Annotated in this window: 11 protein-coding genes; 8 read left to right on the top strand and 3 right to left on the bottom strand. The window is 45.1% G+C overall.

All coding sequences use genetic code 11. From position 1 onward, the window contains the following. Positions 1–11: 11 nt before the first annotated feature. The 4 genes from D0T87_RS13360 to D0T87_RS13375 all read left to right on the top strand — a co-directional run bounded on the left by D0T87_RS13360 (position 12) and on the right by D0T87_RS13375 (position 6054). The gene (locus tag D0T87_RS13360; RefSeq protein ID WP_163175638.1) at positions 12–4322 is read left to right on the top strand and encodes a cobaltochelatase subunit CobN; all 4311 of its coding nucleotides are present in this window, start codon (positions 12–14) and stop codon (positions 4320–4322) included. A 5-nt stretch (positions 4323–4327) separates the two neighbouring features. Then, entirely contained in the window at positions 4328–5047 is a 720-nt protein-coding gene (locus D0T87_RS13365; protein ID WP_163175639.1) for a hypothetical protein, read from the top strand. Between the two features lie 84 nt (positions 5048–5131). After that, on the top strand, positions 5132–5734 hold the full coding sequence (locus D0T87_RS13370; protein WP_163175640.1) for a MotA/TolQ/ExbB proton channel family protein: 603 nt from the start codon (positions 5132–5134) through the stop codon (positions 5732–5734). Then, complete coding sequence (locus D0T87_RS13375; RefSeq protein ID WP_163175641.1) at positions 5731–6054, top strand: DUF2149 domain-containing protein; 324 nt, start codon at positions 5731–5733, stop codon at positions 6052–6054. The genes D0T87_RS13370 and D0T87_RS13375 overlap by 4 nt, the downstream gene beginning before the upstream one ends. Before the next feature lie 152 nt (positions 6055–6206). Here D0T87_RS13375 and D0T87_RS13380 read toward each other — a convergent pair whose 3' ends face one another. Both D0T87_RS13380 and D0T87_RS13385 read right to left on the bottom strand, forming a co-directional pair. Continuing rightward, the gene (locus D0T87_RS13380) at positions 6207–6692 is read right to left on the bottom strand and encodes an HU family DNA-binding protein (RefSeq protein ID WP_163175642.1); all 486 of its coding nucleotides are present in this window, start codon (positions 6690–6692) and stop codon (positions 6207–6209) included. Positions 6693–7590: 898 nt separating this feature from the next. After that, a complete protein-coding gene (locus D0T87_RS13385; RefSeq protein WP_163175643.1) occupies positions 7591–8307 on the bottom strand; it encodes a M64 family metallopeptidase in 717 nt (238 codons plus the stop codon). Positions 8308–8518: 211 nt separating this feature from the next. Between D0T87_RS13385 and D0T87_RS13390 the strand changes: the two genes are divergently transcribed. From D0T87_RS13390 to D0T87_RS13405, 4 genes are all read left to right on the top strand, one after another. Continuing rightward, positions 8519–9949, top strand: a complete 1431-nt coding sequence (locus D0T87_RS13390) for an RNase adapter RapZ (protein ID WP_163175644.1) — start codon at positions 8519–8521, stop codon at positions 9947–9949. Further along, positions 9946–10722 (top strand): nucleotidyltransferase family protein, encoded by a 777-nt coding sequence (locus tag D0T87_RS13395; RefSeq protein ID WP_163175645.1) that lies wholly within the window; start codon positions 9946–9948, stop codon positions 10720–10722. Before D0T87_RS13390 ends, D0T87_RS13395 begins: the two co-directional genes overlap by 4 nt. Positions 10723–10821: 99 nt before the next feature. After that, entirely contained in the window at positions 10822–11595 is a 774-nt protein-coding gene (locus D0T87_RS13400) for a threonine/serine exporter ThrE family protein (RefSeq protein WP_163175646.1), read from the top strand. Position 11596: 1 nt separating this feature from the next. After that, positions 11597–12127, top strand: a complete 531-nt coding sequence (locus tag D0T87_RS13405) for a threonine/serine exporter family protein (protein ID WP_163175647.1) — start codon at positions 11597–11599, stop codon at positions 12125–12127. A 92-nt stretch (positions 12128–12219) separates the two neighbouring features. On the opposite strand, the gene D0T87_RS13410 is transcribed toward D0T87_RS13405, so the two are convergent. Next, positions 12220–12885 carry a hypothetical protein gene (locus D0T87_RS13410; RefSeq protein ID WP_163175648.1) on the bottom strand — a complete coding sequence of 222 codons (666 nt, stop codon included), beginning with the start codon at positions 12883–12885 and terminating at the stop codon, positions 12220–12222. Positions 12886–13097: the final 212 nt, after the last annotated feature.

Here is a 13097-nt window from a genome sequence, read left to right on the forward strand (position 1 = left end):
TACATAGAGACATGAAGAAAAGAAGCATTATTTTGCTGATCTGTCTATTTGTACTTGTTATAGCCGCTGTTTGGGGCTATAACAAGTATTTTAGCACTACAAAGATCGCATTCATTAACTTCCAGACCATTAGTTTGGGAAGTATTGCCAAGGCCAATGATAACTCTTTTATCCAGATCAAAGAAGTATCAGTAGACGACCTGGACCAACTTGATAATTACGACATGATCTTCCTTAACGGGATGGGCCTGCGTATCGTAGAAGAGCAACGTGCTCAAATCCAGCGGGCAGCCGACAAAGGTATTCCTATCTATACTTCTGCGGCTACCAATCCGGCAAATAACATTTGCAACCTGGATAGCATTCAACAAAAAGATATCCGGGAATACCTGGGTGGTGGCGGACGACGCAATAACCGTAGTTTGTTGAATTACATCCGTAAGAATATTGATAAAAAGATCAGTTCTATTGATGAACCGGAAGAGCCGGTAAAACGTCCATCAGATGTCCTTTATCATGCAGATCTTAAAGGAGATGATGACCTGGACTTCCTTACGGTAGAAGAATATGAAAAGTATCTGAAAGATAATAACCTCTGGACCGAAGGCGGAAAGAAAATAGCTATTACCGGACAAATGGCCGACCCTACCGATCTGATCTCTGCACTAGAGAAAAGCGGTATCAACGTCTACCCTATCTCCTCTTTCCGCAAGTTACAGGATTTTATCCGCGAAATCAGCCCCGATGCGGTGATTAACCTGCCTCACGGACGTATGGGAGACAAAATGGTGGAATACCTTACGGAAAGAAACATTCCGTTGTTTGCTCCGATCACAATCAACAGTCTGGTAGAAGACTGGGAAAACGACCCGATGGGTATGTCCGGCGGATTCCTTTCGCAAAGTGTGGTTACACCCGAGATAGACGGAGCGATACGTTCATTTGCACTATTCGCGCAATACAAGGACGACGAAGGTTTGCATCACTCTTTCGCTGTTCCCGAACGTTTGGAAACGTTTATCAAAACCGTAAAAGCCTATCTGGAACTTAAAGATAAGCCAAATAAAGAAAAGCGAGTAGCTATTTACTACTTCAAAGGTCCCGGCCAAAACGCGATGACAGCGGGTGGCATGGAAGTGGCTCCTTCTTTATATAACTTGCTTGTACGCATGAAAGCCGAAGGGTATAAGGTTGATAATCTGCCTTCAAACCACAAGGAACTGGAAAAGATGATCATGTCGCAGGGAGCTGTTTTCGGTGCATATGCCGAAGGCGCTTTCGACGAATTTATGAAGACCGGAAAGCCGGAATTGATTTCTAAAGAAGATTACGAATCGTGGGTAAAACAATCGTTGCGTCCCGAAAAGTATGCGGAGGTATTAGCCGCCAATGGCGAATTCCCCGGTTCATATATGACTACGGAAGACGGTCGCCTGGGTGTAGCCCGCCTGCAATTCGGCAATGTGGTTCTGGTTCCTCAGAATGCAGCCGGTTCGGGTAGCAATTCATTTGAGGTAGTGCACGGAACAAATGCTGCTCCTCCTCATACGTATATTGCTTCGTATCTTTGGATGCAACATGGCTTCAAGGCAGATGCACTGATCCATTTCGGAACGCACGGTAGTTTGGAGTTTACGCCTAAGAAACAAGTAGGATTAAGCAGTCTCGACTGGCCCGACCGCCTGGTAGGTGCCGTACCTCACTTCTATGTGTATTCTATTGGTAATGTGGGCGAAGGTGTCATTGCCAAAAGACGTTCTTATGCCGGCTTGCAGTCATACCTCACTCCTCCTTTCCTTGAAAGCAGTGTCAGAGGTATCTACCGCGAACTGATGGAAAAGATAAAAATATACAATAATACGCCGAGCGATAAGCTTTCACTTGAAGTAAAGGCTATTGCTGTTAAAATGGGTATTCATCGTGAACTGGGATTGGATAGTATCCTGACCACCCCTTATACGGAAGATCATATCCTGAAAATCGAGAACTTCGCAGAGGAACTGGCAACAGAGAAGATCACCGGACAGCTTTATACGATGGGCGTTCCTTACGAGTCTGCCCGCATCACATCGTCTGTATACGCTATGGCTACGGAACCTATCGCATACAGCCTGCTTTCACTTGATAAGTTGCGTGGAAGAGCAGACGAAAAGGTCGTTAAGAATAAAGGACTGTTTACGCAAAGATACCTGAACCCGGCCAGAACATTGGTTGAAAGACTGATTGCGAACCCTGCACAGGCAACCGATGAACTGATCTGCAAAACGGCAAACATCAGTATCGAGGAATTGCAAAAGGCTCGCGAAATAGATAAAGCCCGCAATGCGCCTACAGGCATGATGGCGATGATGATGGCGGCTTCTTCCTCTGACAAACCTGCGGCAAGCAAGAAAGCCGAGAAAAAAGAAGAAGGTGGTATTTCCGACTCTATGAGAGCCATGATGCGGAAAATGGCCGAAGGTATGGACAGTACCGAGGTTGCCAAGATTCACGAGAAGATGAGAGGCAATCCTGATGAAGCCAAGAAAATGATGCAGGGTATGGCGAAAGATAAACCCGAAGGCATGCCAAAAGAAATGCCTGCAGCAATGGCGGAAGCAATGAAAAACATGGGGCAAAGCAAAAAAGAATACAGCAAAGAAGAAGTAAACTTCGCCCTTGCCGTACTCGAAGTGGAGCAAACCATTAAAAACATCGGAAACTATAAAGCAGCCCTGTTGCATAGTCCGGAAGCAGAATTAAATAGCGCTATCAACGCCATGAACGGTGGATACACTCCCCCTTCGCCAGGTGGTGATCCGATTGCTAATCCGAATACCATTCCGACAGGACGCAACCTCTACTCTATCAACGCCGAAGCTACTCCATCGGAATCGGCTTGGGAAAAGGGAGTGAAGTTGGCGCAAAGCACCATCGACATGTATCGTGAACGCCACGATGGTGAATATCCACGGAAAGTAAGTTACACGCTTTGGTCGGGCGAGTTTATCGAAACCGGCGGAGCAACCATCGCACAGGTATTATATATGTTGGGAGTTGAACCTATCCGCGATACATTCGGCAGGGTGAGCGATTTGAAATTGATTCCATCGGCCGAGCTGGGACGTCCGCGTATTGACGTAGTAGTACAGACTTCGGGACAGTTGCGCGATATCGCCGCTTCGCGCCTCTTCCTTATCAACCGTGCCGTGGAAATGGCTGCCGCTGCCAAAGACGGTGAATACGAAAACATGGTAGCCGCCAGCGTTGTTGAAGCGGAACGTGTATTGACCGAGAAGGGACTTTCGCCCAAAGATGCCCGCGAAATATCGACTTTCCGCGTGTTCGGAGGTGTAAACGGTGGATATGGCACAGGCATTCAGGGCATGGTAGAATCGGGCGACCGTTGGGAAGAGGAAACAGAGATTGCTAACGTTTACCTCAATAATATGGGTGCTTTCTACGGAAGCGAGAAGAACTGGGAAACTGTTCGCAAGTTTGCCTTCGAAGCTGCACTGACCCGCACCGATGTAGTGATTCAACCTCGCCAGAGCAATACTTGGGGAGCGCTTAGCCTTGACCATGTTTACGAGTTTATGGGAGGTTTGAACCTTGCCGTACGCAACGTAACGGGTAAAGACCCGGATGCTTATCTGAGCGACTACCGCAACCGGAATAATATGCGGATGCAGGAGTTGAAAGAAGCCATCGGCGTGGAATCGCGCACAACGATCTTCAACCCTACATATATTAAGGAAAAGATGAAGGGTGAAGCCTCATCGGCCGGTGAGTTTGCCGAAACGATCCGCAATACGTACGGTTGGAACGTGATGAAGCCATCGGTGATCGACAAAGAGCTGTGGGATGAGATTTATGAGGTTTATGTAAAAGACAAACATAACCTGAATGTACAGGAGTTCTTCGAAACCCAGAATCCTGCGGCTTTGGAAGAAATGACTGCTGTGATGTTGGAAACCGTACGCAAAGGCATGTGGAAGGCGAGCGAACAGCAGGTTGCAGATATCAGTAAATTGCATACGGAACTTGTAAACAAATACCGTCCGTCGTGTTCGGGCTTTGTGTGCGACAATGCGAAACTGCGCGACTTTATTGCATCCAAAACCGACCAGCAGTCGGCAAGCGAGTATAAGAAGAATATTGCTGAGATTCGCGAGGCTGTTGCAAATGATAATAAAGGGGTGGTGATGAAGAAAGACGAATTAAACGCCCAGGCTCAGGAACAGACCAATACGTTGAGTAATATTACGGTAGGAATCGTTATCTTTGCGGTCCTGATCGGAGCCATCCTGTTTATACGGTATAGACGCAAGAAACAAGCATAAAGCATATGTATACAGTCGTATTCGTTTTGATGATGTTGACGGTGTTCAACTTCTTATTGAAACAAACATTCTGGAAGATAACGGCAGTGGGAATTTCCGCCGCCGTTGCTGCCATTTTTGCGGGGACGATGTGGCCGGTTGCTATTGAGCAATCGAAGACGCAGATCACCAGTTGGCTGGACAATCCGCAACTGATGCTCGACACGTCTGTTCTGTTGACGCTGGAAGTCTGCCTGCAAATGGCTTATTGTATGTTGGCGGTGCATGTGCACAATGCTTATCCGGTTAAAAAGAAAACGCTCTGGGCTTATCGCTTTCTGCGCTGGATACCGGGGGTGTTGATTTACCCTGTCTTGTTCAGCGGATTGGTTTACCTGATCTTTGCTTTCCCGGGTGTTTCATTCAGCCGGATAGCGTGGCTTTATGCACTGGCGGTATTTATTCTAATCCCCATAGGGCGCTGGTTGCTGAAATGGTTATTACCCGAAACGGACTTGCGGCTGGAGCTCTTGTTCCTGAGCAATGCGCTGGTATCTATACTGGGCATCGTTGCCACGGTTAACGGGCGCACAGCCGTAGAGGGTACAAACTCTGTAGACTGGTATGCGTTGCTTGGCCTGATTCTGATCTTATTGGCCGGAGCATTCGTGGGACTGTTTATTTATCATAAAAAAGCCTCACCCCGGCCCTCTCCAAAGGAGAGGGAGAATGAAAGTTACAGCTAGCGCACGAGGCTGCGCAGCCATCTCCCTCTCCTTTGGAGAGGGCTGGGGTGAGGCTGTTATATCAATAAACTTATAAACTCAAATATGAACGCTATTTCTGATATTCTATTTTGGATTTCGACAGGACTACTGGTTCCTGTCATCGTACTGTTAATCATCCTCTTCCTCCGTTCCATCATTTTGATTGGTGGATTCTTTGGTCAATACCTTTCTATCCGGAAAACGGAGAAGCTGCTCCGTACTGATATGGCAGGGCTAACCACTGAAAATGTAAATGAACTGGCAGGCAAACTACCCGAAAAGTCCAATTCACTTGTAGTTAAATATATGCGCGAAATACTCCACGCAGCCGATAGTCCGGCACATGTACAACGGTTGCTGGCCGATTTCGAGATTGCAGCGGATAAGGACCTTTCCCTACCTAAAATACTGACCAAGATGGGTCCTATCCTCGGATTGATGGGAACGCTTATCCCTATGGGACCTGCGCTGGTTGGACTCTCTACGGGAGATATCGGTTCGATGGCTTATAACATGCAGGTGGCTTTTGCCACTACGGTTGTCGGACTGTTCAGTAGTGCTATCGGTTTTATCACGCAACAGATAAAACAGCGCTGGTATCTGCAAGACTTAACCAACCTGGAGTTTGTGACCGAATTGTTAAACGAAAAACGTAGTGCAAAATGAGACGGAGATTGCTAAGAAAGGACGAAGATGCTGATCCAATCAGCGTTGTATCCAACCTTTTTGACGTAGCGATGGTATTTGCCGTTGCACTTATGGTTGCGCTGGTTACGAGATATAACATGACCGAGGTCTTCTCTCAGGAAGATTATACGATGGTGAAGAATCCGGGGAAAGAGAACATGGAAATCATCACGAAGGAAGGTAACAAGATTAACAAATATACCCCTTCCGAGAATCAGGAACAAACCGGAAAACGAGGCAAAAAGGTAGGTATCGCCTACGAACTCGAGAACGGAGAGATTATTTACGTACCCGAATAGGCAGCGAGGCGCTGCACCCAGGTGCCCCGAGGCGGGGCGGCCGGGCTTCCATACAAATTATAACAAAGGCGCTCCAAAACATGGAAGCGCCTTTCATTTTTAACTCGTATAAACCACAAGTATTAGCTAACCTGGGTGCAGCACCTCGGTGCCTAAAATCCTGGGTCTATCACTTCTTCATCATCATCACCACCATTGTCGGAACTATTACCTTTGGTGGATTTAGAATCACCCCACTTTGCATATTCTACTTTAGAGAACATGGCACGTGTAGTTCCTTGTGTATTATTACGGGTATATTCGGGGGTGAAGCGTACGCGCAAACCATTGAATTGCAATGAACTGACTTCTTCTTCCGTGTCTACTCCGGTTCCTTTGGCCTTACCGATCACGGTAAACGTACCCAACCCATCGAGCCGAACGGAGCGGCTATTCATCAGGTGACGGGACATGACCATCATCAGGTTTTGTGAAACACTCAGCGTGTCACCCGGTGTAAGGGATGACTTTTCTGCTACTTCCGTGGCCATCTCTAATAATGAAACGGCTTTTCCGGTTTTTACTAAGATAGGATACCATTTTTTCTTCCCATCTTTTGATTCTAATGTGCTCTGACGAGCTTTATAAAACAATGTCATATTAATACTTTTTTTTGTTAGTAAATAAATTAAATAATCGTATAACATAGAACTTAATTAATTAAATGGCCATGTTCCATATTCTTACGACAATGCAAATATACTGTATATACCACACATACACAATAGCAAATACTGCAAATTAAGCACAATTGACTACATATTCATAGTTAAATAGTGTTATGTGACTACAAATCAAAGAGATGAGTAGCAAATAAATTTTAGTGTTCATATATCACTCTTTCAGAGTTCCTCGTTGTGGCATATTATCCTGGGGCTATAGTATAAAGTAGTATATAGCTACTTGAATTTTTCACCCAATTATAGTTATTAATCCTTTGGTGCTAATTAAAATGAGGAGAGAAAGATAACAGATTGTCAAAATAACAATTTGATATTCTATTGCCTCTAAAATCGCAAAATCAAGACCTACCTCAGAAGGGAAAGGAAAAACGGCAAAAGAATCGAATTTAAGAATATCAGAATGAACAAATAAATCGGCCCAGATTGAACAAAAAGACATGATATGATGTAGGAAATAACAAAATAATGCAGAATAAGAGAAAATACAATTCAAACGAACAATCCAACAAGTCTCCACAAATCACTCAACCAGAACACGAAAATCTATAAAATGAAAGCCCTCTCTACAGTTGAGCCGCGTGCTGTCGACAGTCAAGCGCTCGGATGTCGACACTTGAGCCGCGTGCTATCTATAGTTGAGCCGCGTGCTGTCGGCAGTACGCGGCTCAACTATAGAGATTATTGCGCTGAAGTGATTCCAATCATCAATAATATGCCACAAAAGCATGCTTTAAACCTGTTTTTATCATCTCATTGATGAATTTCAAAAAACACGCGTGTAAGCAAAATCAAGAAAAAAACGATCATTTTGTTACTACTTCACCACCATTACCGGCTCTCCCAACGGCGGACGAACGATTTCTCCCCGCGTTCCTGACGCCGGCATAGTCTTGTCATTTGTATAGAAGGTGTTGATATCAAAGGTTCCTCCACTCACTTCCATAATCCGGCGGACAATGGCCTCGCGCGAAGGAGCATTGAAATAAGGAACATTATCGTTCATACAACTATTAGGTTCTGCGCGCCATACGCCATATCTATATAAATAACCACCTTCATGGTAACTTACCGTATCATAGCCGGACTTCCCAAAATAATGCATCCAATGCACGTTGTATACTTTGCCAGTTATATCTATATTGGCACCCCATTTCCATATGCCGCCACTAAGATTCCGAAAGTTTGTAAGTTGATCACTGTCCTTAATAGGAAGCGATTCATCGTAGTAGTTAATATATTCATCCATTAACTTAGCAAAAGCGTGTCCACCAGCTTCGTGATGAACGACCTCCTCCAACGTATCACCTAGGGGACACATAGCAATTGCATCACCCAGTGAAGACATCATAGCAGTCCCAGCATATACATCAAGATTTATCAACAGAATGACTGTGGTTCCGGCCAATTCGACATCGGTTATACCGGGAACTTTCTTTGCATAATCATACACAGCTATGTAGTTGCATGAAATGTGGGTACTACCGCTACCCTCCAGCCTGCTATCGAATACTGTATTTTTTGTTGAATACAAATAGAATCAATGCGAACCAGTAATTGCTTATTGGCCTTATTGCTCAAAGATAGCTTTTTCTTCATAAAATACATTTTATTCCATTAACTAAATTATAGGCATGCATTGAAAAACATAACAATGACAGATATCGGGAATTAAAAGAAGTTCCCGCCAATCATTGCCAGCTAAATTAGAAACCCTTATCTTAGCGAGTAAATTGAAAACGAAAATGATCATCACAGCATTACAGAAACTCTATACGCAGGTGGCCGGTACACCCGCAGAAAACATTATCGAGTTACCCTCATCCGGTTCTAACCGCCGGTATTTCAGGCTATCGGGAGCGATGAACTTAGTAGGCGTAAGCGGAACTTCGCAAGAAGAGAACAAAGCCTTCCTCTACATGGCAGCACACTTCCGCGAAAAAGGCATTCCCGTTCCCGAGGTCTACGCTACCTCCGAAGATTCCCTATACTATCTGCAAGAAGACCTGGGCGATGCCCTGCTCTTCGATAAGATAGAAAAAGGGCGGAAAACCTGCGTGTTCAGCGACGAAGAGCGTTCGCTATTGCGCCAAACCATCTCCCTGTTGCCCATGATCCAGTTCCGGGGAGCCGAGGATTTTGACTTCGAGCAATGCTATCCGCAACCCACATTCAACGAACGCTCCATTCTTTGGGATCTGAACTATTTCAAGTACTGCTTCCTGAAATCTACCGGACTGGACTTTCAGGAAAACATCCTTGAAGATGATTTCAAAAAGATGTGCGACATCCTGCTGCAAGACCAGACCAACACGTTTCTGTATCGCGACTTCCAGTCGCGCAACGTCATGATCAAAGACGGCAAGCCCTGGTTCATTGATTTTCAGGGCGGACGGAAGGGCCCGATCTACTACGACATCGCCTCTTTCCTGTGGCAGGCCAAAGCAAACTTCCCGGAAGGATTGCGAAATGAAATGCTGGATGTTTACATGGACGCCCTCTCCCACTACACCACCGTCGATAAAGAAGAGTTCTGCCGGCGGCTACGTCATTTCGTCCTCTTCCGCACCCTGCAAGTACTCGGCGCTTACGGCTTCCGCGGATACTTTGAGAAGAAACCACATTTCATTCAAAGCATCCCCTTCGCCATCAAGAACCTAAAAGAATTACTGCGCGAAGGATACCCCGAATACCCCTACCTATGCGATATCCTACACCAACTCGTAGGGCTGAAACAATTCTCCGAAGAGATCAAAAAACGCACCCTGGAGGTAAAAGTCATGAGTTTTGCCTATAAAAAAGGAATACCCAACGACACCTCCGGCAACGGCGGCGGATTCGTATTCGACTGCCGGGCCATCAACAACCCCGGAAAATACGAAAGATACAACCATTTCACCGGATTGGACGAGCCCGTCATTACCTTCCTCGAAGAAGAAGGAGAAATCACCGCCTTCCTCGAATCCGTCTATAAGATTGTCGATGCCTCCGTACAGCGCTATCTGGACCGCGGATTCACCAATCTGATGATCTGTTTCGGCTGCACCGGCGGGCAACACCGTTCCGTATATTCGGCACAACACATGGCAGAATACCTCAACCGGAAGTTCGGTGTCAAAGTCGACCTCATTCACCGCGAACAGAACATCGAACACGTATTTGAACCAACCCTATGAAAGCCCTGATATTTGCCGCCGGACTGGGGTCGCGCCTCCGACCGTTGACAGACACGACCCCCAAAGCCCTGATTCCCATCGGCGGAAAGCCCATGCTGGAACATGTCATCCTGAAACTGAAAGCTTCGGGCTTTAACGAACTTGTCATTAACATCCATCACCACGGGCAACAAATCATCGACTATCTGCAAAGCAATAACAATTTCGGTCTGAACATCCATATATCCGACGAACGGGATCAATTGCTGGATACCGGAGGAGGAATCAAACATGCCCGGCAGTTCCTCGACGGAGACGAACCGTTTCTGGTGCATAATGCCGATATCCTGTCGAATGTCGACTTGAAGCAACTCTATGAATATCACCTTCGCCCGCATGGAAACCTGGGTGCAGCGCCTCGCTACCTATGTGGATCTGTAGCCACTTTATTAGTCAGCCAGCGGGAAACCTCGCGCTATTTGCTCTTTGATAAAGAAAACCGGTTGCATGGCTGGCAGAATCGCGAAACGGGTGAGGTCAAATCTCCCAGCCCCAACTTTCGCCCTTCCATGTACAATGGATATGCTTTTAGCGGTATCCACGTCATCTCTCCGGAAATATTCGAATGGATGGATAAATGGGAAGGAAAATTCTCCATCATCAATTTCTATCTCGCCATTTGTGCGAAAGCGAATATCCAAGCCTACCCCATGGATAACCTTCAACTGCTGGATATCGGCAAACCCGAAGCACTGGTGAAGGCGGAAGAATGGTTAAAACAAAATACACCGTAGGGGCGGTTCGCGAACCGCCCGAAAACTCTTTCCCATTCCTTTTGTTATTATCCGCAGAACCCATAACTTTGCACTCGCTTTTAAAAACCACAAATAACAATGGATATTCATCAGGAGTTAAAGGAAGTCTCCAAATTCCTTTCCGACTACTCTACCACCCTAATGGCAGTAGGCGTGCAAACCTCGCGCATTGTCAAAAACACCTCACGTATTGCCCGCACATTTGGCTTTGATTGCGACATGACCATCTTCCAGAAAACAATCATCATGACACTGAGGGATAGTAGTAACACCCATTCCTACAGTACCGTAAACAAAATCAAGTCCATGGGATTGAACTTCGCCATGAACTCCAGCCTCAGTACCCTAAGCTGGGAAGCACACGATGAATGCCTCTCATTGGACGAGCTCAAAAAACGTTACAACGAAATCACCAGCCGCCCCCGGGAAAGCCGTTGGCTGGTCCTCATCCTCGTAGCTTTCGCTAATGCTGCTTTCTGCCGGTTATTCCAGGGTGATCTAACCTCAATGGGCATTGTATTTGTAGCTACATTAATCGGATTTTTCGTTCGTCAGGAACTCATGGAACGTCATTGGAATCATCTGGCCGTATTTATCGTATCCTCTTTTGTTGCATCCATGATTGCAAGTACCGGATATCTATTTCATTGGGGAACAACACCCAGCGTAGCCCTCGGTACAAGCGTGCTCTACCTGATACCAGGCGTACCTTTAATCAACTCCATCATGGACATTATCGATGGACACGTATTGGCCGGAACTTCTCGCTTCATCAATGCATGTTTATTGATTATCTGTATTGTTATCGGGATATCTATGACTTTATTACTAACCGGAATCAGCACCCTATAAAATGAATACAGAATTTCTAAGCGCCATATTCCTCGACGGACTTTTTGCAGCAATAGCAGCCATTGGATTTGCTATTATCTCCAATCCCCCACGCAAAGCCTTGATTATCTGCCCTCTATTCGCAGCAGTCGGTCACGGACTTCGCTACTTCCTGATGAACAGCACACTGATCCATATGGATATTGCCACGGCTTCTTTCTTCGCTGCTTTGTCCATCGGCCTACTGGCCATTCCTTTTGCCAGAATTATTCATTGCCCTGCTGAAGTATTCTCCTTCCCATCATTGCTGCCAATGATTCCCGGAATGTTTGCATACAGAAGCATCCTGGCACTAACCAAGTTCATGCAAACCACAGACGAAGCAGCTTCACTGGATTATATCGTACAATTCTGGCACAACGGAAGCACAACAATCTTTGTATTGTTTGCACTGGTGGTAGGTGCAGCAATTCCGGTATTCCTCTTCCCGAAACAGTCGTTCAGCGCAACACGGTTGTTGCGGAAATTGGTAGGTAAATCACATAAGAGTTAAGAAAACTTTTTAGAACATCCCCTTGCCCCCAATGTCATTAAGTTAAGCATTAACTTAATGACATTGGGGCAGGGGGTGGAGTTATATACTCACTATTCAAGGAGTAACGGTATATAACTTTCAATATTTGAAACGATATCTGTACTATAGTAACCTATTCTATACCAACTGATTTTATTATTCTTTACTTTAAATAATCCAACTAAATTCACATCTTCCTTTACATAAATAACCAATTCATCATTCTTCTGATAGAAGTTACTTAAGTATTTATTGAGAATACTCACATCAGCCCCTACTCCAATCTCCTTAAATATTTTAATCCCGGGATGATGCACCGTTATTTCTATAAAACGATCAGATAGATTATCATACATCCATGGCGTTTCATAATTAAATACAACCAAACGATCAATCAAAGGAGATACCTTACCATCATCAAACCTCTTAATCAAACAATAAGCACCATAATATCCATCATCAATGGGCTTATCGTACAACCAACTCCTTTCTCTATTAAGAATACTAGAGGTAGAAAAGCCCCTGTAATTCTCTTTAATCTGAAAGATGTCAATAAAATCACCAGACACATTATTCATCTCCGGCAAATCACTTATCGAATCAGTCTTTGATATCAGTTTAGTCGTACCTCCTCCAACGGCATGAATCAGTTGACTATTCTCCATAGTTGCTTTACTGTCTTTATTCAAACAAGAACATAAAAGAAAAGACGCCAATAATACAAAAGTTAGTTTCATAGTAAAAATATTATTCTTCGGTTATTATTATTCAGGACTTTCTTGTCATCGTTAGCCTATTCAGGCGGTAAATATATAAATTATGCAAAATTTCACCAAGCACTAATTACTATAATCGAGTAGGAGGAAAATGAAATAGTTTCCTCCTATTTCATTTTCCGACCTCTCACACCACCACGCATGCCGTTCGGCACGTGGCGGTTCCTTAACTT

Origin of the sequence: Bacteroides sp. 51, assembly GCF_010500965.1 — a bacterium.
In the GTDB taxonomy this organism is placed as follows: Bacteria; Bacteroidota; Bacteroidia; order Bacteroidales; family Bacteroidaceae; genus Bacteroides.

Coding starts and splice junctions, on each gene's coding strand:
- D0T87_RS13365 (WP_163175639.1), top strand. CDS start 4,328: ATGTATACAGTCGTATTCGTTTTGATGATGTTGACGGTGTTCAACTTC.
- D0T87_RS13400 (WP_163175646.1), top strand. CDS start 10,822: ATGGATATTCATCAGGAGTTAAAGGAAGTCTCCAAATTCCTTTCCGAC.
- D0T87_RS13360 (WP_163175638.1), top strand. CDS start 12: ATGAAGAAAAGAAGCATTATTTTGCTGATCTGTCTATTTGTACTTGTT.
- D0T87_RS13380 (WP_163175642.1), bottom strand. CDS start 6,692: ATGACATTGTTTTATAAAGCTCGTCAGAGCACATTAGAATCAAAAGAT.
- D0T87_RS13370 (WP_163175640.1), top strand. CDS start 5,132: ATGAACGCTATTTCTGATATTCTATTTTGGATTTCGACAGGACTACTG.
- D0T87_RS13375 (WP_163175641.1), top strand. CDS start 5,731: ATGAGACGGAGATTGCTAAGAAAGGACGAAGATGCTGATCCAATCAGC.
- D0T87_RS13410 (WP_163175648.1), bottom strand. CDS start 12,885: ATGAAACTAACTTTTGTATTATTGGCGTCTTTTCTTTTATGTTCTTGT.
- D0T87_RS13390 (WP_163175644.1), top strand. CDS start 8,519: ATGATCATCACAGCATTACAGAAACTCTATACGCAGGTGGCCGGTACA.
- D0T87_RS13395 (WP_163175645.1), top strand. CDS start 9,946: ATGAAAGCCCTGATATTTGCCGCCGGACTGGGGTCGCGCCTCCGACCG.
- D0T87_RS13405 (WP_163175647.1), top strand. CDS start 11,597: ATGAATACAGAATTTCTAAGCGCCATATTCCTCGACGGACTTTTTGCA.